This is a genomic window from Streptomyces sp. NPDC086787, assembly GCF_044745865.1.
In the GTDB taxonomy this organism is placed as follows: Bacteria; Actinomycetota; Actinomycetes; order Streptomycetales; family Streptomycetaceae; genus Streptomyces.
The window spans coordinates 1-24,552 of record NZ_JBIVBC010000010.1; the positions used below are offsets into that span (position 1 = coordinate 1).

The following is a 24,552-nucleotide window of genomic DNA, read 5'->3' on the forward strand; positions in this document are numbered from 1 at the left end:
GCACACATGCACAACCTCGCCCTCACATCATGACCAGAAGACTGTGCTCACACGCTTTGACCTGCCCAAACGCGGCCTTGTGCAACACCCTTTAGGGGCAACACTGGCCGGCATTGAACCTAGCGCCGAACGGCTCTCACCTTGGGGCTCTGCCACCCGGCAGGACCCGAGTGACGCGGTCGGCGCATGGGTGGATCAGTGCAGTGACCCCACAGCCCGATGCTCCTGCGCGGGCGGTCGCCGCGTGTCCCACCAGGTACGCAGTCGCCGCTCCATCGGGCGTTCCACGGCGTAGTGCAGCGCCGCGGCGCCGGCGAGCGAGACGATGAGAAGGACCGCGTACCACTGCAGGTTCGACCAGCTCACCGTCTCCTTCCCGAACCTGTCACGGGCGATGTAGATGAAGGTCGCGTGGACGAGGTAGAACGCGTACGACCACTCGCCGAGGAGGACGAGAGGACGCCAGCGCAACAGCGAGCGCTTGCCTGCGAGGTCACGCCAGGCGATCGTGGCGATCATCGCGGCACAGGCGAAGATGATCCACTCGTCCTTGGTGACCCGTACGAAGGCGGCGAGGGTGTTTCCGGCCGGCCGGTCCGCGGTGGTGACCAGCCAACCGACGAGGGCGGCGGAGCCCAGGAACGCCCAGACGGGGGCGATGCGCACTCGCCAGCCCGAGAGCATCGCGCGAGCGATGGCGATGCCGATGACGAACTCACTCAGCCGTACCACCGGGAGCGGCACCTCCGCCGCCCACGAATGCGGCTGGAACCACACGTAGACGCGGTAGACGAGAGCCGCAGCGAAAGTGAGGGTCATCGCCGCCAGTGCGCCACGCACCCTCAGCCGCGAGGACACGCGATGCAGCGCCGGGAACAGAGCGTAGAAGAAGAATTCGCAGGTCAGCGTCCAGGCTGCCGGATTTCCCGAGTACAGCAGGACCGGATCCCGCCACCAGCCCTGGATCAGCGGGACGGACAGCAGAAGGATTCCGACGCTGACCGGCTTGACCCAGCTCTGGGCCGGGTCGGGGCTGTAGCTGTAGAAGACGGGTATCGCGAACAGCAGGGCCACGAAGTGCGCGGGATAGATCCGGGCGAATCGCCGCCAGTAGAAGGTGGGCGCGGTGACGCCCGGCCGCGCCGACCAGGTCAGCACAAATCCGGAGAGTACGAAGAACAGCGTCACTCCGTACTTGCCGAAACCGACCACCTCAAAGACCGGCAGCGGCGCCAGATTGGTCATGTGGTGGGCGAAGACACCGAAGGCAGCCCACCAACGCAGTCCGGTGAGTGAGTCGAGGCGGCCGGCCCGGGTGGGCGGGGCGGCCGCCGTCGGCTGATTCATGAAATCGGTCACTCTCGTCGGGCTGGTCGGGTGCTTCGGGGTCTCGCCAGAGTGTAAGGGGGTATCCGGATCGACCCCACGATGAAGCAATTCGCCTGGGTGATCATCGGCCTGAACGACGCCAAAGACTGCTACAAGAGCCCCAGCCTCGGCAAATGGCCTGTGGGTCTGGTCGGCCGGTTCCCTCTCTCCACCGCCAGGCAGGGCCGTGGGTGCCCCGGGTGCGGCACCTCATCGCCCTTGAGCCGGCCAACGTGATCGATACACCTAGTAGCTGTCGTGGTCCGGCTTGCCGTTCGGCCGGTAGACGCCGACGATGGTGCCGCCCTTCGTCGTCGAGACGCTGACCGGCTCCAGCGCGGTGGGGATCGCTCCGTCGGCGAACAGCCGCTTGCCGGTGCCGATGATCACCGGATGGATGGTCAGCCGGTACTCGTCGACGAGGCCGTGCCGCATGAGGGTCTGGGCGAGGTCGCCGCTGCCGACGACGTTGATGTTGCCGCCGTCGGACACCTTCAGCCTGCGTACGGCATCGACGATGTCGCCCTCCAGTAGCGTGGAGTTCTGCCACGCGAGGGACGTCAGGGTTCGAGACGCCACGTACTTGTGCATGCTGTTCATCCGATTGGTGAATGGGTTGCCGGGATCAGCTGTCGGCCAGTACGACGCGAAGATCTCGTACGTCTTGCGGCCGAGCAGCATCGCGTCGGAGTCCTCGTACCAACCCGCGATGGCCGCGCCGACCTCGTCGTCGGCCACCGGTTTCTGCCAGCCCCCGTGCTCGAAGCCGCTCTCAGCGTCCTCGTCCGGACCGCCCGGTGCCTGCATGACGCCGTCCAGCGTCAGGAACGTGCAAACGATGATCTCGCGCATGGTGCGCTCCCTTCGTCGACAGGTAGACGGCACAGCCCCCGGAAACTCATCGGTGGAACCTCCGTGACGCAGACCGGGGCCTGTTGCGGTGGCCGATCTCGTTCGTTGACGATCACGTTGCATGGGCCTGCCGGATGGGCCCCGCCCCGGGCGGGGCACTCGCGCTCTCGGCCTGCCAAGGGCAATGATGAGGCGTCGAGCGACGGATCAACGGATGTGGAGGAACGGACCCATGCCGCACGAGCGAGCGGGCAGTCCGGCCGGTCCCGGGGACCTTGTCGATGTGGCCCGGCTGGTCACGGCGTACTACGCGCTGCACCCCGACCCGGCCGAACCGGCCCAGCGGGTGGCGTTCGGGACTTCGGGGCACCGGGGATCCTCGACGGCCGCCGCCTTCAACGAGGACCACATCGCCGCCACCAGTCAGGCGATCTGCGAGTACCGGGAAAGCCAGGGCGTGGACGGTCCCCTCTTCCTAGGCGCCGACACCCACGCGCTGTCGGAGCCCGCGAAGGTGACCGCTCTGGAGGTGTTCGCCGCCAACGACGTCCGCGTGCTCCTCGACAGCGCGGACGGCTACACCCCCACCCCGGCGGTCTCGCATGCCATCCTCACCCACAACCGGGGCCGTGACACCGGACTCGCGGACGGTGTCGTGGTCACCCCGTCCCACAATCCGCCCGCCGACGGCGGCTTCAAGTACAACCCCCCGAACGGCGGCCCCGCCGCCTCGGGGGCGACCTCCTGGATCCAGGACCGGGCGAACCAGATCATCACCGGTGGCCTCAAGGACGTACGGCGGATCCCCTACGAGCGTGCGCTCGCCGCGCCCACCACCGGCCGGTACGACTTCCTCGGCACCTACGTCGGCGACCTGCCGAGCGTGCTGGACCTCGACGCGATCCGCGCGGCCGGAGTACGCATCGGTGCCGACCCGTTGGGCGGGGCGTCCGTCGCCTACTGGGGCCGTATCGCCGAACAGCACGGGATCGATCTGACGGTGGTGAACCCGTACACCGACCCCACCTGGCGGTTCATGACGCTGGACTGGGACGGCCAGATCCGGATGGACTGCTCGTCGCCGTACGCGATGGCCTCCCTCATCGAGCGCCGCGCCGACTACCGCATCGCCACCGGCAACGACGCCGACGCCGACCGCCACGGCATCGTCACCCCGGACGCCGGTCTCATGAACCCCAACCACTACCTCGCGGTCGCCATCTCCTATCTCTACGCGCACCGCTCGCAGTGGCCGGCGGGCACGGGCATCGGCAAGACCCTGGTGTCGTCCTCGATGATCGACCGCGTCGCCGCCGACCTCGGCCGACGGCTCGTCGAGGTGCCCGTGGGGTTCAAGTGGTTCGTGGACGGGCTGCTCGACGGATCACTCGGCTTCGGCGGCGAGGAGTCGGCCGGGGCCTCCTTCCTGTGTCGGGACGGCTCGGTGTGGACGACGGACAAGGACGGCATCCTGCTGGCCCTGCTCGCCTCCGAGATCACGGCCGTCACCGGCCGGACGCCGTCCGAGCACTACGGCGCGCTCACCACCCGGTTCGGCGAGCCCGCGTACGCGCGCGTCGACGCCCCGGCCTCCCGTGACGAGAAGGCCCTGCTCGCGAAGCTCTCTCCGGCGCAGGTCACCGCGCGCACCCTGGCGGGAGAGGAGGTCACCGGGGTCCTCACCGAGGCCCCGGGCAACGGGGCGCCCATCGGTGGAATCAAGGTGACCACCGCCAACGCCTGGTTCGCGGCACGGCCTTCGGGCACCGAGGACGTCTACAAGATCTACGCCGAGTCGTTCCTCGGACCCGACCACCTCGGCCGGGTGCAGGAAGAGGCCAGGTCGGTGGTGCTCGCGGCGCTGGGCGGCTGACCTCCCGACGGCTTTCCCTCTGTCAGGCCCGCTGTCCGGTCGTGGAGCCAGGTCCGCATGATTGGCCGTACACTGCCAAATGGGAGACATGTGGGTCATGCTGACGGGGGGAAACCATCATGTCCGGCTTTACGTACGGTCCTGGCGGCGGCTACGGGTACCCGCCCGTGCCGCCTGTCGTACCGCCCATGCCGTCCAGCCCGCCGCCCGCGCCGCCCGACGGCCTGCGGGCCGCCGCGGTCGCGCTCCTCAACCTGAGCGGCCTGGGCCTCGGTTATGTGCTGGTGCGCCGCTGGATCCTGGCGGCCGTGTGCTGGGCGGCGACCGCCGCGCTGTTGCTCGTCGCACTGCCCGCCGACGTCGACGGGGTGCCCGGTGCCGCGATCACCGCCTACGTCGGGTTCCTGGTGCTGGCCGCCGTGCACGGCGCGGCCGCCGGACTGCGGACCCGGCTCGTCTGGCCGGGCAGGGCGCCGCTCGCGCTGCTGCTCGGCGTGCTGCTGCTCGCCGTACCGGCCGGCGGTGCGTTGCTGTATGACGACGCGCACGACGAGGCCGTCGAGCAGCAGCTCCTCGACCGGCTCGAACGGGCCGACCAGTTGGTGGCGAGTGCCGGCCGCGCACCCTTCGAGACCGCGAAGTCCGACTACCGCACGGCCCTGGACACATACCGGGACCTCGCCGTCGACCATCCCGGCTCCCGCGCCGCCCGGAACGTCCACGACAGCTTGACGTCCTACTACAGCACGGTCGGCGCGGCCTACGGTCACAAGGACTACTGCGACGCGGTCGCCCCGCTGACGTATCTGCGCACGGTGCCCCGCACCATGCCGAAGGAGGAGCTCGGCACGCTGACCCGGTGGCCGGACGACCGGCTCGCCACCTCGCTCTACGAGTGTGGTTCGAGCGTCCTGTCGGTCGGCAGGGACGGATGGGCGACGAACTTCGGCGCGCTGCTCGACACGTTCCCGCAGGCGCCGCAGACCACGAAGGTCGCCCCTGCCGTCGAAGCGGCGGTCACCGGGGCCGAGAAGAACGTGAGCGGGAGCGACCCCTGCACGGCCGTGGAGCGGCTGCGCGGCCTCAAGACCCAGATCAGCACCCTCGCGGGAAGCACCGGTGGGTCGGGCGACACCGCGGGCCGTCTGACGAGGAGCGCCGACCGGGCAGGCCGCAGCGCCGGCTCGGGGGAGTACTCCTGCGGGGTCGACCAGTACAAGGACGGTGACTTCGCGGCGGCGCAGAAGACCATGGACGAGTTCGTCGCGGCCAACGCGCACGACAGCAACCGTGAGCGCGCCAAGAAGATATCCATCGCCGCCGTGGTCGCCCAGACGGTGCCTGCGGCGGGCAAGCGGCTGCCCGGCACGGACTCCGGCGGCAGCATCTCGGTGACGGTCAAGAACGACAGCCCCGACCCCATCACCGTCTACTACACGGGCACGGTGACCGGCAGCTTCACCCTCAAGGCGTGCGGCGGCTGCAAGGCGTATCCCTTCGCCAGCTCGGCCCTGCGCGGGTTCAAGCCCTGCAGCGACAGCGGCAGGGACTATCCGGAGCGCACCATCAGCCTGCCGACCGGCACCGTCTACTTCGTGCACAAACCCCAGGGTCGCAGCGGCGCGACGCCCGCCTCGGACACGGTCAAGCTGCGCTCCGGCTACATCTACACGGAGTGCGCCTACTCGACCCAGACGCTCGGCAGCGGGTCACTCGGCAGCGGGATCTGAGCCGGGCCCGGCCGGCGTAGCGGTACCACCAGGGCTGCCGCTACGCCGGCCGGATCACCTCGGTCCTTTCGGTTCAGTCCTTGAGGCGGTCCAGCGTGGCCTTCGTGTCCGACCTCAGCCAGTCGGTCACGTCGTCGAGCCGGGGCGGGTCCTTGTCCTGGTTGTACGTGGAGAGATACGCGCTGTAGCTCATCGTGTACGTCACCCAGCCGTCCCGCACGGCCAGTGTGGCGGAGCGGGAGCCGGACGACGGGCTGCCGCTCGTGGTGTCCTGGGAGACCAGGTAGGCCTCGTCACCGATGTCCCGCACGACCTCCACGTCGTAACCCGTGTGGCTCTTGCGGTAGTTCTTCCATGTGGCCGTGAACTCCGGCCCGGGGTCGGTCTTCTTGTGCAGGTCCGCCTGGATGCTGAGGTAGGCGTCCCCGTAGCTGGAGCCGGTCTTCTTCAGTGTGATGCTGCAGTAACCCTCTTCGAGGGCGTCCTCCTTGAGGGAGGTGTGGGCCGGGGCGCTGTCGTCCTGCGGGTACTCGTCCTTGAAGGACGAGTAGTCGGCGCGGTCGCACAGGTTCGACGGGGCGGAGTATCCGCGCAGCTGCGGGGAGGCTCCGGCGCCGATCACGAAGACGCCGGCCGCCCACGCGGCGGAGGCGGCCACGGCGCCGACGGCGGCCCAGAGCACCGCCCGGCCGGCGCCGCGGCCACCGGCGGCCGCCGGGCCGTACGGGCCCTGGGCGGCGTAGGGGTTTCCCGGCTGGGGGTGGCCTGCGACGGTCGGTGAGTAGTAGCCCTGCACGCCCGGTGCGGGCGGTGACTGCGGATGCGGGTACGGATACGCGCTCGGCTGCGCCGGGACCCCTGGCTGCTGACTGGGCTGCGAAGGCTCGGATGGCGTGGACATGGTGTGAAGATAATGCACCGCTGGGCGGCCAAGTCCCTTGTCGGAGTTGATCGTTACGCGGACAGGGAGTCCCGCATCGCCCTGGCGGTGCCGGACGGGTCGTAGCCCTCGGGGACGCCGGACACCAGGACGATGTCGCCCTCGATGTGACGTGAGCGCAGCGGGGCGATCTCCCGGTAGGCGGGCGAGTCCCACCAGTCGCGTGCCTCGCCGATCCCCGGGAAGCCGATCACCACCACGTGCCCGGGCCAGCTGCCCTCCATCACCTCGTGTTGTGCCGCGTGAACGAGGAACCGACCCCCGTACGGCTCGAAGGTGGCGGCGATGCGGTCGATGTACTCGGCGATGTCCGGGTGCGGGGCGGCCTCTTTCAGGTGGGCGATCGCGTAGGCGGTCATGGCGTCCCTTCTCTTCTGTGGGGTGCGTATGCCGAGGATCGTGGCATCACCTGGTGTGCGGGGTCGATTACCTGTCGGGTAATCCGCCTCGCCGCCATGCCCATGCTGCTTGTGGTGTATATGTCGGTGAATAAACTGGCAAAACGCCCCCGGCTTGGTATTACAAACTGGGTTTGCTCGTTTTCTTGAACTCTTCGTGTTTGTGTGGGTAGGTTGGTCCCATGACCGGATCACTGCCCCCGACCACCGCCGAGGAGCTGCGTGGCGCCGGCCTGCGCGTGACGGCCGCCCGTGTCGCGCTGCTCGAAACCGTCCGTCACGGTGACCACCTCGGTGTCGAGGCGATCGCCTCCGGGGTGCGCGACCGGGTCGGCCACATATCCCTCCAGGCCGTGTACGAGGCCCTGCACGCGCTCACCGCTGCGGGTCTCGTCCGCCGTATCGAACCCGCCGGGAGTCCGGCCCGGTTCGAGGGCCGGGTCGGGGACAACCACCACCATGTCGTCTGCCGGTCGTGCGGCGTCGTCGCTGACGTCGACTGCGCGGTCGGTGAGGCCCCCTGTCTGACCGCGTCCGACGACCACGGCTTCTCACTCGTCGAGGCCGAGGTCACCTACTGGGGCCTGTGCCCCGCCTGTTCCACCCGATCCACCCTCTAGTTCCTGAGCAGCAGTTCCTGAGCACACCAGTTCCTGAGCACTGTGATCCGCCCCCTTCGGAAGGATTCCCATGTCCGAGAACCACGACGCAATCGTCACTGACGCAAAGGCCGAGGACGCGGGTGGCTGCCCGGTCGCGCATGGACGCGCCCTGCACCCCACTCAGGGCGGTGGCAACCGCCAGTGGTGGCCGGAGCGGCTCAACCTGAAGATCCTTGCCAAGAACCCCGCCGTGGCCAACCCGCTCGGTGAGGAGTTCGACTACGCCAAGGCGTTCCAGAGCCTCGACCTCGCGGCCGTGAAGCGGGACATCGCCGAGGTACTGACCGATTCCAAGGACTGGTGGCCGGCCGACTTCGGCAACTACGGACCGCTGATGATCCGCATGGCCTGGCACAGCGCGGGCACCTACCGGATCAGCGACGGCCGCGGCGGCGCCGGCGCGGGTCAGCAGCGCTTCGCCCCGCTCAACAGCTGGCCGGACAACGGCAACCTCGACAAGGCCCGCCGTCTGCTGTGGCCGGTGAAGAAGAAGTACGGCAAGAGCCTGTCCTGGGCCGACCTCATGATCCTCACCGGAAACGTCGCCCTGGAGACGATGGGCTTCGACACCTTCGGCTTCGGCGGCGGCCGCGAGGACGTCTGGGAGTCGGAGGAGGACGTCTACTGGGGCCCCGAGACCACGTGGCTCGACGACCAGCGCTACACCGGTGACCGCGAGCTGGAGAACCCGCTCGGCGCGGTCCAGATGGGCCTCATCTACGTCAACCCGGAGGGCCCCAACGGCAACCCGGACCCGATCGCCGCGGCCCGCGACATCCGCGAGACCTTCCGCCGCATGGCGATGAACGACGAGGAGACTGTCGCCCTGATCGCGGGCGGTCACACCTTCGGCAAGACCCACGGCGCGGGCCCGGCGGACAGCGTCGGCGCCGACCCCGAGGCCGCCCCGATCGAGCAGCAGGGCCTCGGCTGGAAGAGCACCTACGGCACCGGCAAGGGCGGCGACGCGATCACCAGTGGCCTGGAGGTCACCTGGACCAGCACGCCGACCAGGTGGAGCAACGGCTTCTTCAAGAACCTGTTCGAGTACGAGTACGAGCTCACGCAGAGCCCGGCCGGCGCTCACCAGTGGGTGGCGAAGGACGCCGAGGCCACCGTCCCCGACGCGCATGACCCGTCGAAGAAGCGCCTGCCCACGATGCTCACGACCGACCTGTCGCTCCGCTACGACCCGGTGTACGAGCCGATCTCGCGGCGCTTCTACGAGAACCCGGCGGAGTTCGCCGACGCCTTCGCCCGCGCCTGGTACAAGCTGACCCACCGTGACATGGGCCCGAAGTCCCTGTACCTCGGCCCGGAGGTGCCCGAGGAGACGCTGGTCTGGCAGGACCCGCTGCCCGAGGCCGAGGGCGAGCCCATCGACGCCGCCGACATCGCCGCGCTCAAGGCCAGGCTCCTCGACTCGGGGCTGACCGTCCCGCAGCTGGTGTCCACCGCGTGGGCGTCCGCCTCGACGTTCCGCACCAGCGACAAGCGCGGCGGTGCCAACGGCGCCCGCATCCGGCTCCAGCCGCAGGCCGGCTGGGAGGTCAACGAGCCCGACCAGCTGGCGCAGGTGCTGCGCACGCTGGAGGGCGTCCAGCGGGAGTTCAACTCCGGCGCCAAGAAGGTCTCGCTGGCCGACCTGATCGTGCTCGGTGGCGCCGCCGCCGTGGAGAAGGCCGCCAAGGACGCCGGCTTCGACGTCGAGGTGCCCTTCACGCCGGGCCGTGTCGACGCCACGGACGAGCACACCGACGCGGACTCCTTCGCCGCGTTGGAGCCGACCGCCGACGGGTTCCGCAACTACCTGGGCAAGGGCAACCGCCTGCCGGCCGAGTTCCTTCTGCTCGACCGGGCGAACCTGCTCGGCCTCAGCGCCCCCGAGATGACCGTCCTCGTCGGCGGCCTGCGCGTTCTCGGTACCAACTACCAGCAGACCGCGCACGGCGTCCTCACCGAGACCCCGGGCAAGCTGACGAACGACTTCTTCGTCAACCTGCTCGACCTGGGCACGACGTGGAAGTCCACCTCGGAGGACCAGACCACCTTCGAGGGCCGGGACGACGCCACCGGCCAGGTCAGGTGGACCGGCACCCGCGCCGACCTGGTCTTCGGCTCGAACTCCGAGCTGCGGGCACTCGCCGAGGTCTACGCGAGCGACGACGCGAAGGAGAAGTTCGTCAACGACTTCGTCGCGGCCTGGGCCAAGGTCTCCGACCTCGACCGCTTCGACCTCGTCTGACCCGCCGGACACCACCGGCGTGACAAGCCGGCGGGCGGCCCGCCTGAGCGGCGCGGGCCGTCCGCCAGTCCGGCCTTCCCGTCCGCCCCCACGGCATCGGACCCGGGCCTTTGGTCATCCCTGCGGGTGATGACCCCCGGTGCGACAATGGGCAGGTGGGGGCCCGGTCGGCCCCGGAATGGGACGAGAGTATGGGCGTCAGCGGCGCGCTCGGCAATGCCGATCCGGCCGATCCGTTCGACATCGGGTCCGCGGCCGTGGTGATCACCGATGCCAGGACACTGATCGTCTACTGGAGCCCCGGCGCCGAGGCGCTCTTCGGCCACTCGGCCGGCGACGTGCTGGGACAGCCCGCCGAGGCCTTCCTCCAGGGCCACGAGCCGGCTGCCGAGTCCCGGCCCCGGCCGCCCGCCGCGCTGTCGGGGCTGCGCCGCACCGCTCACGGCTGGGACGGTGTGCTGGCCGTCCGCCACCTGGCCGGACACACCGTGGACACCGCCGTCAGGATCTGCTCCCTCATCGCCGCCGGCGGACACCGCGGCTGGCTCGCCGTCGCGTGCGACGTCAAGGAGCGGGCCGAGTATGCCCTGCACGAGGAGATCGCCCGCGGCGTCCTGGACCGTTCACCCATCGGAATCGCCGTACTCGACACCGACCTGCGCCGAAAATGGGCCAACCGCGCGCTCGCCGACACGGAAGGATATCCGGGGGACTCCTCACCCCTGGTGAAGCGCTACGCCAGAAGAGCGCTGGTGACCGGTCAGCCGCAGGTGACGCTGGAGTCCTCGCCGCCGCGCCACGACCTGACACGCCGCAGAAGCGGGCGCCGGGTCAGGTTGCGCTCCTTCGTCCCGGTACGCGACGCCGCGGGCCGCACACTCGGCGTCTGCCTGGTGACCCTTCACGCGAGCGGACAGGACTCCGCCCGCGACCGCCTCGCCCTGCTCAACGAGGCCGGCGAGCACATCGGCACCACCCTCGACCTCGACCGCACGGTCCGCGAACTGGCGGAGGTGCTGGTGCCCGCGGTCGCCGACTTCGCCGCGATCGACCTCCTCGACTCCGCCAGGACCAATGGGGGTCCGGCCATCGCCCCGGGCCAGGACGAACAGACATTCCGCCGGGCGGCCCATCTGTCGCTGCAGGAGGACCACCCCGAAGTCGTCGTCGAGATCGGCGCCCCCACCCGCTATGCGCGCCAGTCCCCGCAGGAACGCTGTCTGGCCGTAGGCCGGCCCGTCCGCGAGAACCTCGGCCCCGCGACGCCCTGGCTCGCCGAGGACCCGGTGCGCTGGAGCAAGCTCATCCGGCTCGGGGTGCACACGCACCTGGTCGTCCCGCTGCGGGCCCGCGGCACCACCATGGGTGTGGTCACCCTGATGCGCTGGAAGAACCCCGACCCGTTCGAGGAGGACGACCAGCTCCTCGTGGAGGAACTGGTGGCACGGGCCGCGGTCTGCGTCGACAACGCCAGACGCTTCGCCCGCGAGCGGCAGGCGGCCCTCACCCTCCAGACCAGCCTGCTGCCCCCCGACCTGCCCGAGCTGGGCGCGGTCGAGGTCGCCTACCGCTACCTCCCGGCCGACGCCGAAGCCGGGGTGGGCGGGGACTGGTTCGACGTCATCCCGCTCTCCGGCGCCCGGGTCGCGCTCGTCGTCGGCGACGTGGTGGGGCACGGGCTGCACGCGGCGGCGAGCATGGGCCGGCTGCGGGCCGCCGTACAGACCCTGGCCGACCTCGACCTGCCCCCGGACGAGCTCCTCACCCACGTGGACGACCTGGTCGTACGGCTGTCGGACGAGGCGGAGGCGTCCGCGCAGGGTCCCACGGTGGTGGGCGCCAGCTGTGTGTACGCCGTCTACGACCCCGTCGCCCGCAGTATCGCCGTGGCCCGCGCCGGGCACCCCAGCCCCGCGATCGCCCACCTGAGCGAGCCCGTCGAGTTCCCCGACATCCCCGCCGGACCTCCCCTCGGCCTCGGCGGCCTGCCTTTCGAGTCGGCCGAGTTCCCGGTGGAGGAGGGGAGCATCATCGCGCTCTACACCGACGGGCTGATCGAGGCCTCGGACCGGGACGTCGACATCGGCATGGAGCGGCTGTGCTTCACCCTCGCCCACCCCGACCGGCCGCTGGAGGAGATCTGCGACATCATGGTCCGCACCCTGCTGCCGGAGCACCACCCTCGTGACGACGTCGCCTTCCTGATCGCGCGGACCCGCGTCCTCAGCCACGACCGGGTCGCCTCCTGGGACATCCCCGCGGACCCCTCGGCGGTGCATGTGGTGCGCGGCGACATCGCCCGGCAGCTGTCCGTGTGGGGACTCGAGGAGATCGCGTTCACCACCGAGCTGATCGCGACCGAACTGGTCACGAACGCCATCCGGCACGCGCACGGCCCGATCAGCCTGCGGCTCATCCACGAACGGGCGTTGATCTGCGAGGTGTCGGACGGCAGCACCACGTCGCCCCATCTGCGGCGGGCGCTCATCACCGACGAGGGCGGGCGGGGCCTGTTCCTGATCGCCCAGCTCGCCCAGCGCTGGGGCACCCGCCGCACGGCCGGCGGCAAGACGATCTGGACGGAACAACAGCTCCCCGACGGTATCTGACCTCACCGGTCAGATAGTCGCTGGTCGCCCGCCGTCGGCCGCCCGGTACTGGCCGAGCCAGCCGAAGCGGCCGTCCGCGACCCGGAAGAGATACATGCCGTCCGTGTTGTAGCCCTTGCTCGACGCCGTGTACCGCAGCCGCTTGGCGATTCCCTGATGGTCGGTGGTGCGGAGCCGGTCGACGAGCGCGCCGCGTTCCGCGTCGGACGCGCCCGTGGCCGCCACGACCTGGGCCACGAACAGCGTCGCGTCGTATGCCTCGGCGCAGTACCAGGGCGGAGTGGTACCGAACCGCCGCCGGTATGCGGTGACGAACGGCTTCGCGGCCGCCACCCGGGTCGGGTCGACGAAGGGGGCCGCGAAGACCCAGCCCTCCGCCGCGTCGCCCGCCGCGTCGAGAAAACGCGGATCGAGGGCGAGCCGGCCGGCGACGCGCGCACCGGAATAGCCCGCGGCGCGCAGGGCCCGCGCCAGTTTCGCGGCGCGCGCCGGTCCGCCGCCGAACAGCACCGCCTCCGCGCCCGAGGCGGTCACCTTCGCGGCGAGGGCACGGAAGTCACCCGCCGTGTCGTCCCCCGCGGCGAGGGCGTACCGGGTAGTGCGGAGGTCCGTGGAGCGCATGGCCTCTGCCACGTTGGCGCACAGCCGCCAGCTGAAGTCGCCCTCGGTCGCGTCGTCGACCAGTGCCGTCTCGCGGGCCCGGACGGTGCGCGCCAGATGGGCGACGAGGGGTGTCGCCAGGGTGCTGTCGGACGGGCGGGTGGCCGCGTACACCCGGTGCGTGGAGACATCGACGCCGTCGAGTCCGACCGACACGGACACCATGGGCAGCAGCGCCCGCTGGTAGCGGCTCAGGACAGCCTTGGCGCAGACGTCGGTGGTCGGGCCGATCACCGCGCGGACGCGTTCGTCGTCGCCCAGCCGGTCCGCGAGCCGCTGGGCCCGCGTCGCGTCGCCCGCGTCGTCGTGGACCTGAAGCAGCAGGTCGAAGCCACGGCCGGCGAGGGAGTTGTGGTGTTCCACGGCGAGCCTGACCCCCTCCTCCTGGGCCCGGCCCTCCGTCCGGTGGCCGCCGCTCAGGTCGGCGTGCAACGCGACGACCACGCCTGGACGCCGGGCCCGGCTCCCCGTCGCCGGTGCTCCGCGAGGGCGGAGCGCCGTCCACCAGGCCGCCGTACCGCCCGCCGCCAGGACCCCGGCGGCCGAGCCCAGCACGAGCAGCCCGCGTCGCCCGGGACCCCGCCGGAGGGCGTCGACGGACGTGACCTGGCTCTCCGCAGCCTCCGCCGTGTTCGCCGTGTCCGCTACGACGGTCGATTCGACCGGGGGCAGGGCGAGTACGGCGGTCGAGCGGCGCGCCATCAGCCGGGTGACCGATTCGGGCAGCCGGTCCCCGGCCCCCGTGCCCCGTTCCGTCAGGGCCCGCGCGACCTCCGGTACGCCGGGACGGTCCCCGGGATCCTTCGCCAGGCACCTCCGCAGCAGCGGGCGCAGCGCCGCCGGGACGCCGTCCAGATCGGGCTCGTCGTGGACCGTGCGCACCAGCACCTCGGCCGCCGAGCCGTCGCCGAACGGCCGCTCGCCCGTCACGGCGTACGCCAGCAGACAGCCGAGCGAGAAGACATCACTCGCGGGCCCGATCTCCCGGCCCCGGCCCCGGGCCTGCTCGGGGGAGAGGAACCCCGGCGAGCCGACCACAACGCCGGTCGCGGTGAGTGCGGTGTCCTCCGGCGCCCGGGCGATACCGAAGTCGATCATCCGTGGTCCGTCCAGCGCGAGCAGCACATTGCCCGGCTTCACGTCCCGGTGCACCAGCCCCGCCGTGTGCACCGCGTCGAGCGCCTCGGCGAGCCGCGCCCCGAACTGCCGGACCGTGCCCTCGGGCAACGGCCCGCACTCCTCGACCGCCTCCGCGAGCGACGGTCCGGGCACGAACGCCGTGGCCAGCCACGGCGACTCCGCGCCCGGGTCCGCGTCCAGCAGCGGCACCACCCAGGGGCTGGCCACCCGGCCCGCGGTCGCCACCTCGCGGCGGAAACGGGCGCGGAACCCCGCGTCCGCGGCGTAGGCGGCTCGGATGACCTTCAGCGCGACGAGTGAACCGGTGCCGGTCCGGGCCAGGTACACCACGCCCATCCCGCCCGCGCCCAGTCGGCGCAGCAGCCGGTAGCCCGCGATCGCGGCCGGGTCGGCGCCGCGCAACGGCTCCATCAGCGCCCCGTCACCCGGCCACCTGGTACGGCGCCGCGCCCCGGTAGACGAACCGGCCGCCGCTGACCTGCCACAGGTGGACCCCCGTGCCGTCGATGACCAGTGCCCCGGTCTTCGGGTCGAACGCGAAGTTCCTGGTGACGCCCTGGTACTTCGCCGAGCGCAGCGCCGTCGTCAGGTGGGCCCGGGTGCGGTTCGCGGAGCGCAGGCCGCCGAGGGTCCGTACGACCAGGCCCGCCGCGTCGTACGCCTCGACGGCGTACCGCTCAGGTCCGGCACCGAAGCGCTCGCGGTACGCGGCCGTGAACGCCTTGCCCCGGGGGACGGCGGCCGGATCCATGACGGGAGCGACGAGCACCCAGCCCTCTGCGGCGTCCCCGGCGGCGGACAGGAACCGGGCGTCGAGCACCCCCTGCGCCGCCGTGCGCGCCCCGGGGAAGCGACGGGCCGTCAACTCGCGGGCCAGCAGTGCGGCCCGGTCGTGGTAGCCGGCGAACACCACGGAGTCCGCCCCGCCGTTCCGCAGGGCGTCGACGACCGTCCCGAAGTCGGTGCGCAGCGCGCTGACCACCTTCGGCACGGCGGGCTGCCGCTGGTCCCGCAGTACCCGGCTCAGGGTGCTGCTGATCTCCCAGGCGTACGTGTCCGCCGCCCGGTCGTCGACGACACCGACCGTGCGCGACTTCGCGGTGCCCCGCAGATACGCGCTGAGATGGAACGGCAGGATCGTGTCCGTCGGCCGTGCGTGCAGAAGGCTCCGGCACCCCAGCAGGGTGAGCAGCGTGGCGCCGGGCGACACCGCGACGACCGGCAGCAGCGCGGTGTCGTACGTGGTGAGCGACGCCTGGGTGGTGGCGTCCGTGGTGGGACCGATCACCGCCAGCAGCGAACGGTCCGCGACCAGTCGCCCGGCGGCCGCGGCCGCCCTGGCCGGGTCGCCGCCGTCGTCCGCGGTCTTCACGGCGAGCGTGAAGGGCCGGTCCGCGCGGGCGTTGAACTCCTCGACCGCGAGCCGCAGCCCCTTCTCCTGGGCGCGGCCGACCGCCTTCTGGTCGCCGGTCAGGTCGGCGTGCAGCCCGATCGTGTGCACCGGCCGAGAAGCCGCGGCCGCTGCGCCGGAACCGCCGCCGTCACCTTCACTGTCCCCGGACAGCACCGCCCAGGCGGTCACCCCGCCGGCCGCCACCACCGCGGCGCCCCCGGACAGCAGCAGGAACCGGCGCCTGCCGACGGGGCGTCCGAGTGGCGGCCGCTCCTCGTCCGTGGGCGCCGCCCCGGCCGCCGCCGAGTCGAGCTCGGTGTCGTCGACGCCGGGCAACGCCAGCCCGGCGGCCGACCGTTCGGCGATCATCCGGACCAGGGGTTCGGGCAGCCAGGCGGTCTCGTCACCGGGCACGCCCGCCGCGCGCAGGAGCTCCCGGGGGTCCGCCGGGCTCGTGGGGCTCGTGGTGGCGAGGCGTCGCGCCAGTTCGCCGGCCGTGGGCCGGGCGGCCGGGTCCTTCGCCAGGCAGTCGCGCACCGCCCCGGCGAGTCCAGGCGGCACACCGTCCAGGTCCGGCGTGTCATGGACGGTACGGAACAGCAGCGCGTCGACCGTCCCGGTGCCGAACGGCGGGCGGCCGGTGGCCGCGTGGGCGAGGACGCACCCCAGTGAGAAGACGTCACCCGCCGGTCCGGGCTCCCCGCCGCCGCCGGCCTGCTCGGGCGGCAGGAAGCCGGGCGTGCCCACCACGACACCGGTCGAGGTGAGCGCGGTGTCCCGTGGGTCCCGCGCCACACCGAAGTCGATCAGCCGCGGCCCGTCGAGCGCGAGCAGCACATTGCCCGGCTTGACGTCCCGGTGAACCAAACCCGCGGTGTGGATGTCCCGCAGCGCCTCGGCGAGCCGCGCCCCGAGCACCCGCACACCGCGCTCGGGCAGCGGCCCGTGCGCCACGACCGCCTCGCCGAGCGAGGGGCCCGGGACGAAGACCGTCGCCAGCCAGGGCCTGGCCGCCTCCGTGTCCGCGTCCACCAGAGCGGCCACCCACGGGCTGGTGACCCGACGGGCCGCCTCCGCCTCGCGCCGGAACCGTTCCCGGAAGCCGGCGTCCTCGCCGTACTCGGCCTGGATCACCTTCAGCGCCACCAGGGATCCGTGGGGCGAGCGGGCCAGATACACCACCCCCATGCCACCGGCGCCCAGCCGTCCGAGCAGCCGGTGACCCGACAGCCTGGCCGGGTCGGTGGTACGCAGCGGTTCCATCACTTCCCCCTCAGCCGCTGCTGGACGCGTTCCAGCATCCGCGCCAGCGCCTCGCTGCCCAACTGGTTGAGCTCCTGCTCGCCGTGCTCCTCGCCGCCCGTCACGGAGACGGCCACGACGACCGTGCCCAGCCTGGCCACCATCCACCGGTACGGCCGCACACCGCCGTCCCCGCCGACGTACTGCCCGATCTCCAGCACGGAGTCGTCGGCGTAGTCCTGTTCTCGCGCGCCGAAGGGCGTGCCGACCGACATCAGGTTCTTGATCCGTTCGTCGGTGCGGGGTTGCTGATCGGGGCAGCGCAGCACCTCCTCCAGGGTGGTGCTCAGCTGTTCGTCGGCGCCGAGCGCGGCGGAGTGCACGGTCGCCGCCGCCGTCACCCTGACCTCGCCCCTGCCGCCGCTCCCGGGGAGCCTGCTGTACCGCGACACACTCGCCAGCACCCCGTGGGGGAGCGGCTCACGCTCCCAACGGCAGCCCTGGTCCAGCACGGCCCAGGTTCCCGGGGCGCTCGCGGCCGGGCTCTGCGCGACGTAGCCCCGGCCCCAGTCACCGGGGGAGAGCACCACGGCGTCGGCCAGCGCGCGTCCGGCCGCCGGGTGCTTCGGGACGAGTGCCGCGTCGGGCGTGAGGCGGGCGGCACCCGGGGCCCCCGACGGCGACGGGGTTGCCCCCGCCGCCGGTGGGGCGGCCCGGGAGGGCGACCCCGAGGACGCGCGAGGTGCCCCCGCCCCCGCATCGCCCGGGCCGCCCGCGCAACCTGCAAGCAGGCTCCCCACCACCAGGAGCATCAGCCGACTCCTGTGCCTGCCCACGGTGTTGCCCTCCACCCGACTCCCCCCCTGTAGTGCTCACCTCGCCCGACCCCCCGAACGTATCCGCGCCCCGCGATGGCCGCCTCGGTGGATTCACGTAGCCGCGCACGTATTCCGCTCCGGCGGCCGCTCACCAGGTCACGCAGGTGCTTCCGTCCGCATCCTGCCGCGGCAGCCGGGCGGGTGATTTTCCCGAGCGGAATGATGCACCGGGCCGACGAGTGGCACCGATACCTCGTCACCTTGCCCTGGCCGGCAGGACCTTCCTGCGCGGGCTTGCTGGTGAGTCCGAGGCCCGGGGGAGCCCGGGGCCCCTGAAGGCGAGAAGCACGATGACGCACCGGAAGACGGCAGGGATGGGCGGAATGCGGGGCAGGGCCTGCTGTGCCGGACTCGCGGCGCGACCGTGTCCCTGGTGATGTGCCCCGCCGCGCCTGCCGCGTACGCCGCGACCGTGGACTGTGACACCACCGCACTGATCGACGCGTTCGACATGGCCAACACCCGCGGCGACAACGTCCTGGACCTCACCGACCACTGCGCCTACTCCCTCACCGCCGCGGACTCCGGCGAGGACGGCCTGCCCGCCGTCACAGACGACAACCTCGTCATTCACGGCCACAACGCCACCATCGAACGCGCCCCGGGATAGCCGAACTTCCGTATCTTCGACCTCGCCGCCGGAGCCGGACTGCACCTGGACGACCTCGCCGTCATCGGCGGCTCCACCACCAGTTCAGTGGCGGTTTCGACTGGACGGCGGCGTCACGACGATCACGAACAGCCGCATCCTCGACAACCGCGCGCCCCATGTCGCCTTCACGGGAGGCATCTTGAATGGCAGCGGCAGCACCCTGACCATCTCGGGCTCCACGATCTCCGGCAACGGCGCCTCGTCCCCCAGTCAACCGGACGGCGGCGGCCTCGAGGCGGACGGCACCACCACGATCACCGACACAGACATCACCAACAACACGGTCATCGGTGCGGAAGGGAGCGGCGCCGGCATCGTCCAGTTGTCCGGCACCCTGAGCCTGACCCGCGTGAACGTCACCGGAAACCTCGCCTCGGGCCAGTACTCCTTCGGCGGGGCATCAACAGCACCCAACTCACCATCGACGCATCGCACATCGACGGCAACAAAGTGACCGGCACCGGCTCCTACGCCGCCGGTATCCACAACGACACCACGCCGGTCACCATGACCGACAGCACGGTGAGCACCAACACCGCTCCCGTCACCCCTGCCCCAGGCGGAATCCGGACCAACGTCCTGTTCACACTGAACGGCACGAACACCTTCACCGCGAACACCCCCACCAACTGCCAACTCAGCCCGTCATGGTCCCGGGCTGCATGGGCTGACCACCGTGGTCGGCGGCCGTGCGCCACTGCTGCCCATGTCGTGACGGGCGGCCTGACGGCGGTTCCTCAGTCCCGGAGTCAGATCACGAGCTCAGGTACCGGTGCCGAACCCGACCCGGGTCATGAGGCCGGCCAGTGCCGAGCGCGACGACACGGCGGCCTTGCGGTAGACCGAGGAGAGGTGGGTCTCGACGGTGCGCCGGCTGAGATGGAGCCGGGCGGCGATGTCCTGGTTGCTCAGGCCCTCGGCCACCAGGGCGGCCACTTCCAGCTCACGTGCCGTCAGCTCGGCCAGCTCCGGTGGCAGTCGCGGTGTCTCCGCCAGCACCTCGGGACGGATCAGCTCCGCCAGGTCCACCAGCAGACGGGCGCCGCCGGTCTCGGCGATCCGGTGGGCGCGCCGCCACATCGCGACCGCGCGCGGTCCCTGCCCCCCGCGTCGGGCCAGGGGCGCGGCCAGCAGCAGCGTGTACGCCTCGTACAGGGCCTGCCCGCAGTCGGCGTACTCCTGGACAGCCGAGTCGAAGAGGCGTAACGCCTTGCGCGGGTCGCCGCGTCGCTCGGTCAGCGTGGCCTCGGCCCGCAGTGCGGCTGCGCGCTGACCGCCGAGACCGAGCCGGCCGGCCTCCCGCGCGGCCTGCGCGGCCCAGCGTTCGGCCTGCTCCTCGTCACCGGCGGCCAGGGCCGCGTTCACCAGGGTGTCCAACTGGCCCGGACGGATCGACGGTTGCAGCAGCGGCAGCTCAGGGCCCCCGCCGGCCGTGGTGATGACATCCCGGGCGCGCTGCGGGTCCCCGTTCACGAAGGCCGCGTGCCCGAGCATGCACCAGGCCAGAGCGGACCACCAGCCCTTGCTGCCGCCCGCCGCGGCCGCCGCCTCCTCGGCGGTGGCCAGGGCGGCGGGGTCCCCGAGTGGACTGCCGACCAGCAGTACCAGCGTCTTGATGGCGAGGGCGAAGGCCAGCAGGTCGTCACTGCCGGCGGCCCGCGCGATGGACTCCGCCTCCTCGGCCGCCTCCAGCGCGGAGGGCAGCCGACAGGTACCGACATGCACGAACGCCCTGCTCACCAGCAGATGCGGCAGCACATGCACCCGGCCGCCGCGCCGGGCGATGTCCAGTCCCCGGGTGATGTGCCGGTCGGCGTCGGCATAGCGTTCCAGCAGGGTCTCCGCCCAGGCCAGCCAGACCAGCGGCTCGCACAGCCCGGTGAGGTCCGGATCGGTCAGCGCGTCGGTGATCCGGCGTGCCGCGTCGGTGAACCGATGGGCCGCTTCGGTCTCGCCCTCGTACGCCTCGCCCAGCGCCGCCAGCGCCAGCGCGGCCGCCTCGCTCGCGCAGTCGACGTCACGGCGAGCTATGGCCACGGCCTCGGCCACGTCCGCCCGGACCTCGGGATACGACGTGGTCTGCAGCGCGGACATGCCGAGGGCCAGGCGCAGCGAGACCGCCTGCGCGGGGGAGGGGCCCGGGGGTCTCGACAGCTCCTGGCGCAGCAGAGCGGTGGCCTCGGGCGAGTGCCCCAGGTGCCGTTCCATCACGGCGCACTGCGCGACCGCCTCCGTGCGCAGCTCCGGGTGGTCCTTGCCCGCCGTCCTGATCAGGTCGTGCAGCAGACCACGGCTCTCCCGGAGACTGCCGCCGATCCCGAGCGCCCGGGCCCGTGCGAGAACGGTCTCGCCACGGCGGCGCACCAGGTCCGGGGTGTCGGGCATGTGGCGCAGCACGACGTCCAGCAGATGGGCGGCGGTGGCCGGCGCGGTCGACACGAACTGCGCGGCGGCCTCGCTCAGCACGTCCGCGGCCTTCGGGTCCCAGCCGGTCAGCGACCGTGCCACATGGTGAGCCCGTTCGGTGACGGACGCACCCGCGCGGGCCAGTTCCCGGGCGGCCCGGCAGTGGAGTTCGGCCCGCCGCCCCGGCGCGGTGCTCTCGTAGACCAGCGCCCGTACCACCGGATGCCGCAACGCCCACCGGCCGTCCGGCCCGGCACGCAGAACGTCCCGCGCGGCCAGCACGCCGGTCTGCTCCGCCACCTGCCCGGCGGTGAGGCCGGTCGAGACGCTCAGCATCGCGGTCGTGGCGTGGTCGCCGAGCACGGCGACCGCTTCGACCAGATGCCGCTGTGGTCCGGTCAGTGTGGTCAGCTCGTCGAGCAGGAGCGCGGCGAGCCCGCCGGGCACCCCCGCGACGTCGACGGCACCGGCCCGGGCCGAGTCGCCCGGCAGCGGAGCGCCGGTCCGGTGGGCGTGCAGCAGCGCGAGCAGGTACAGCGGGTTGCCCTCGCTGGCGGCGTACAGCTGTCTGGCCCGGTCCTCTGGAACATCGGGTGCCAGTGCCGTGATCGCCTCGCCTTCGGGCAGCGGCGGGAGGCCGAGATGGAGCACGGTCCCGCTGTCGGTGCCACGGGTCAGCGCCGCGGTCAGGGACGTCGGCGTCTGCCGGGCCCGGCGGGCCACCACGAGGAGTACCCGGCCGCGCGCGGGGTGCCGAACGAGATGGTCGACGAGCTCCCGTGAGGCGGGATCGGCCCAGTGCAGGTCGTCGATGGCCAGGACCAGGCCCCGCTCGCCCAGACGGGTCAGGAACGCGGAGATCTCCCGGTGCAGGCCGAAGCGGGCCGCGGCGTCCTGGGCGGCCGGATCGCTCGGCACGTGCTGGATGCCGTGCAGCACCACCTCCGCGCCCGCGAGGGCGGGATCGGCGGCCGGGGCGCCGGGGCCGGCGTCGGCGAGCGCGTCGGTGAACGCCTGGAAGGGAACGTGCTGTTCGTACTCCGTGGCCCGGCCGCGCAGCACGGTGAGCCCGGCCAGACGCGCCCGGGCGCACACCTCGGCCAGCAGCCGGCTCTTGCCGATGCCGGGTTCACCGGCGATGTCGACGACCGCCGGCGTCCCGGCCCCGCCGAGCTCCGCCAGCACGGCGTCCAGCCGTGCGATCTCCGACGATCTGCCCACCAGTTCCGCCACGTTCGCCCCCCACAGACTCCCGGCCCGCCCCCGCAGATGCCGTACTTGCCACGCCAACCCTAAGGTCAGCCCCGGCAGTTGGGCGCCATGGGGCCGTCCTCCCGGCGGATCGGGGGAGGTTCAGGGGGTGAAGACCTCTTCGAGGCTGTCCACGGCGCCGTCGGCACCGAGGTGGTACCTGAAGACCAGCCCGCTGTCCGGGTGCGCGTCCAGCCAGTCGAGGAACTCCTGCACGCCGATCCGCTGGTTCTCCGTGCTCTCCACCACGGGGTTGGTGGCGGTCACGTACGCGGCCTGGTCCATGGGCAGGGCGGTCTCCTTGCCGGTGGTCACGAACGGGGCGCCGTCGGAGTCGGCCGCCGGGCAGCCCCAGTTGCCGTGCTTGACGACGAGGGTCAGGGAACCCCCCTCCGGGCTGTAGCGGTAGACCGCGACCTCGTCGGGGGAGATGGGCATCCTGTGGTCGCACCCGTCGTCCGCGCCGCTTCCGGCCGCTCCGGGCGTGCCCGTGACCTTGGACGCCGGGACGGCGGGCGCGGCACCGGCCGCGGATCCGCCGCCGGCGGTGGGCTTCGCGGCGGCACCGGTGTGCCCCGGGGCCGGGGTCGCCGTACCGCCCGGCGTCTTTGTGCTGCCGTCCGGCGCCTTCGTGCTGCCGCCCGATGCCTGCGGGCCGTTGTTCGCCGCCGTCGCCCCCTGTCCGTGGCCCGCGCAGCCGCTGAGCGTGAGCAGCAGGACGCCCGCCGCGCACACGCCTCTCGCGATCGTGCTCGGCGCCGCCGGTCTGCGACGGCCGGTCTTCGTGTTCTGGGCCATGGCGGGTCCCCCCTCGGGCGGTGACAGCCCCTGCCGGACTGCGCGACTCGCGGGAAGTGACGACGCCGCTCGTACGGCGGTTTCTGCCGTGCGGCTTCGTTGCGGGCCCGTGACACCGTGCGGACGGTGCCACCACGGTCGGACCGGTGCCGGTCTCAGACCGGTGCCGGTCGTAGCGCTCGTACGACCGCCCAGACCACGGAGACGAACGGGACGGCCACGACCGCGCCGATCACACCCGCGACGATGCTGCCCGCGATGACGGAGACGGCGACGACGAGCGGGTGGAGACTGACCGCCCAGCTCATCACCAGGGGGTGCAGCACATGGCCCTCCAACTGGCCGATGACCACGATGAGCACCAGCACGGCGGCGGCCGTGAGCGGGCCGCGCCCGGCGAGGGCGACCACCGTGGCGACACCGAGCGCGACCGGTGAGCCCACCAGGGGCACGAACGCGGCGAAGAACTCCAGCAGTGTCAGCGGCAGGGCCAGCGGTACCCGGAGCACGAGCAGGGCGACGCCGACGAGTACGGCGTTGGTGGCGGCCACGATGATGATGCCGCGGGTGTATCCGGAGAACGTGCGCCAGGCGGCGTGCCCCGCCCGGTCCCACACCGGGCGGGCGTCGCGCGGCAGGAGCTGGTCGCGCGCCCACGCCCAGAGGCGTTCCCCGGAGTGGATGAAGAAGACGGAGGCGAACAGCGCCAGCGCACCGCCCGCGATCAGCTCGACGACTCGGCCGAGTCCGCTGATGGCGCTGCTGAGCAGGCTCGCCCGGTGGGTTTCCAGGTAGTTCGTCACCTGGTCCTGGAGGTCGGCGAGTTTGCCGGGACTGAGCCGGAACGGCGGTCGCTGAAGCCATAGTTCGATTCGGTGGACGCCGCCGCGGAACTCATTCGCCAGGGTGCCCGACTCGCCCGCCACGGCGTTGCCCACGAGGGCCAGCAGGGCGAAGAAGATCAGCAGGCTGCCGAGGAGCGAGACCGCCACGCTCAGCGGCCTCGGGAGCACCCGGTTCAGCAGGTCGGCGAGGGGGCGGAGCACCGACGTGACGACCAGGGCGAGGAACAGGGCCACCGCGATCAGCTGGAAGCGGCCGAGGACGGTGAAGATGCCGTAGACCACCGCGGAGACCAGCAGCAGACGCCAGGCGTAGGCCGCGGCGACGCGCAGCCACGGCACCGTCCGCTCGGCCACCGATCCCCTGGTGGCGGCGCGCGGGGCGCGGCGGATGCGCGGGGTGGGGCCGGTGAGGCGTGTCGGCCGGCCGCCCGGCACCGTGCCGCCCGATCCGTGCCCTCTTCCCCGCCGGCCTGCCCCGCTCCCGCCGCTCGCACCGGCCTCCACGTCGCACGCCACCTCGCCGTTTCCGACTGCCAGTCTGTGAGGCTTTACACATTAACGCCCGAAACGGTCATATCGTGGCGCCCGTCACGTCATGACTCGGGCGTTT

General features: G+C 72.0%; 18 protein-coding genes. 7 read left to right on the forward strand and 11 right to left on the reverse strand.

Going from position 1 to position 24,552, the window contains the following annotated elements:
* Positions 1 to 195: 195 nt before the first annotated feature.
* Together ACIPK3_RS22885 and ACIPK3_RS22890 are read right to left on the reverse strand one after the other, a co-directional pair.
* A complete protein-coding gene (locus ACIPK3_RS22885) occupies positions 196 to 1,347 on the reverse strand; it encodes an acyltransferase family protein (protein WP_402572339.1) in 1,152 nt (383 codons plus the stop codon).
* 267 nt (positions 1,348 to 1,614) lie between these two features.
* On the reverse strand, positions 1,615 to 2,220 hold the full coding sequence (locus ACIPK3_RS22890; RefSeq protein WP_402572341.1) for a dihydrofolate reductase family protein: 606 nt from the start codon (positions 2,218 to 2,220) through the stop codon (positions 1,615 to 1,617).
* Between the two features lie 232 nt (positions 2,221 to 2,452).
* Between ACIPK3_RS22890 and pgm the strand changes: the two genes are divergently transcribed.
* Together pgm and ACIPK3_RS22900 are read left to right on the forward strand one after the other, a co-directional pair.
* Positions 2,453 to 4,093: a phosphoglucomutase (alpha-D-glucose-1,6-bisphosphate-dependent) gene (pgm, locus tag ACIPK3_RS22895; RefSeq protein WP_402572342.1), complete on the forward strand. Its 1,641-nt coding sequence runs from the start codon at positions 2,453 to 2,455 to the stop codon at positions 4,091 to 4,093.
* A gap of 188 nt (positions 4,094 to 4,281) precedes the next feature.
* Entirely contained in the window at positions 4,282 to 5,823 is a 1,542-nt protein-coding gene (locus ACIPK3_RS22900; RefSeq protein ID WP_402572344.1) for a hypothetical protein, read from the forward strand.
* 73 nt (positions 5,824 to 5,896) lie between these two features.
* On the opposite strand, the gene ACIPK3_RS22905 is transcribed toward ACIPK3_RS22900, so the two are convergent.
* Together ACIPK3_RS22905 and ACIPK3_RS22910 are read right to left on the reverse strand one after the other, a co-directional pair.
* Positions 5,897 to 6,724, reverse strand: a complete 828-nt coding sequence (locus ACIPK3_RS22905) for a hypothetical protein (protein WP_402572346.1) — start codon at positions 6,722 to 6,724, stop codon at positions 5,897 to 5,899.
* A 53-nt stretch (positions 6,725 to 6,777) separates the two neighbouring features.
* Positions 6,778 to 7,122 carry a DUF1330 domain-containing protein gene (locus ACIPK3_RS22910; protein ID WP_402572348.1) on the reverse strand — a complete coding sequence of 115 codons (345 nt, stop codon included), beginning with the start codon at positions 7,120 to 7,122 and terminating at the stop codon, positions 6,778 to 6,780.
* A gap of 221 nt (positions 7,123 to 7,343) precedes the next feature.
* Here ACIPK3_RS22910 and ACIPK3_RS22915 point away from each other — a divergent pair, with 221 nt between their 5' ends.
* From ACIPK3_RS22915 to ACIPK3_RS22925, 3 genes are all read left to right on the forward strand, one after another.
* Complete coding sequence (locus tag ACIPK3_RS22915) at positions 7,344 to 7,781, forward strand: Fur family transcriptional regulator (RefSeq protein WP_402572350.1); 438 nt, start codon at positions 7,344 to 7,346, stop codon at positions 7,779 to 7,781.
* A gap of 70 nt (positions 7,782 to 7,851) precedes the next feature.
* Entirely contained in the window at positions 7,852 to 10,068 is a 2,217-nt protein-coding gene (gene katG, locus ACIPK3_RS22920; RefSeq protein ID WP_402572351.1) for a catalase/peroxidase HPI, read from the forward strand.
* 191 nt (positions 10,069 to 10,259) lie between these two features.
* Entirely contained in the window at positions 10,260 to 12,677 is a 2,418-nt protein-coding gene (locus ACIPK3_RS22925) for a SpoIIE family protein phosphatase (protein ID WP_402572353.1), read from the forward strand.
* 9 nt (positions 12,678 to 12,686) lie between these two features.
* Here ACIPK3_RS22925 and ACIPK3_RS22930 read toward each other — a convergent pair whose 3' ends face one another.
* Genes ACIPK3_RS22930 through ACIPK3_RS22940 form a run of 3 tightly spaced genes read right to left on the reverse strand, consistent with a single transcriptional unit; the run spans position 12,687 to position 17,924 of the window.
* Positions 12,687 to 14,888, reverse strand: coding sequence for a bifunctional serine/threonine-protein kinase/ABC transporter substrate-binding protein (locus ACIPK3_RS22930; RefSeq protein ID WP_402572355.1), 2,202 nt, complete (start codon positions 14,886 to 14,888; stop codon positions 12,687 to 12,689).
* A 10-nt stretch (positions 14,889 to 14,898) separates the two neighbouring features.
* Positions 14,899 to 17,133, reverse strand: coding sequence for a bifunctional serine/threonine-protein kinase/ABC transporter substrate-binding protein (locus tag ACIPK3_RS22935; RefSeq protein ID WP_402572356.1), 2,235 nt, complete (start codon positions 17,131 to 17,133; stop codon positions 14,899 to 14,901).
* Positions 17,133 to 17,924 carry a hypothetical protein gene (locus ACIPK3_RS22940; protein ID WP_402572358.1) on the reverse strand — a complete coding sequence of 264 codons (792 nt, stop codon included), beginning with the start codon at positions 17,922 to 17,924 and terminating at the stop codon, positions 17,133 to 17,135. The genes ACIPK3_RS22935 and ACIPK3_RS22940 overlap by 1 nt, the downstream gene beginning before the upstream one ends.
* Before the next feature lie 478 nt (positions 17,925 to 18,402).
* Between ACIPK3_RS22940 and ACIPK3_RS22945 the strand changes: the two genes are divergently transcribed.
* Together ACIPK3_RS22945 and ACIPK3_RS22950 are read left to right on the forward strand one after the other, a co-directional pair.
* Entirely contained in the window at positions 18,403 to 18,600 is a 198-nt protein-coding gene (locus ACIPK3_RS22945) for a hypothetical protein (RefSeq protein WP_402572360.1), read from the forward strand.
* A gap of 121 nt (positions 18,601 to 18,721) precedes the next feature.
* A complete protein-coding gene (locus ACIPK3_RS22950) occupies positions 18,722 to 19,096 on the forward strand; it encodes a right-handed parallel beta-helix repeat-containing protein (RefSeq protein WP_402572699.1) in 375 nt (124 codons plus the stop codon).
* A gap of 13 nt (positions 19,097 to 19,109) precedes the next feature.
* Here the strand turns inward: ACIPK3_RS22950 and ACIPK3_RS22955 are convergent, their stop codons facing one another.
* From ACIPK3_RS22955 to ACIPK3_RS22970, 4 genes are all read right to left on the reverse strand, one after another.
* Entirely contained in the window at positions 19,110 to 19,253 is a 144-nt protein-coding gene (locus ACIPK3_RS22955) for a hypothetical protein (protein ID WP_402572362.1), read from the reverse strand.
* A 151-nt stretch (positions 19,254 to 19,404) separates the two neighbouring features.
* Positions 19,405 to 22,281: an AAA family ATPase gene (locus ACIPK3_RS22960; protein ID WP_402572363.1), complete on the reverse strand. Its 2,877-nt coding sequence runs from the start codon at positions 22,279 to 22,281 to the stop codon at positions 19,405 to 19,407.
* A gap of 120 nt (positions 22,282 to 22,401) precedes the next feature.
* Positions 22,402 to 23,097, reverse strand: coding sequence for a hypothetical protein (locus ACIPK3_RS22965; protein ID WP_402572365.1), 696 nt, complete (start codon positions 23,095 to 23,097; stop codon positions 22,402 to 22,404).
* 155 nt (positions 23,098 to 23,252) lie between these two features.
* Entirely contained in the window at positions 23,253 to 24,377 is a 1,125-nt protein-coding gene (locus ACIPK3_RS22970) for an AI-2E family transporter (RefSeq protein ID WP_402572366.1), read from the reverse strand.
* Positions 24,378 to 24,552: the final 175 nt, after the last annotated feature.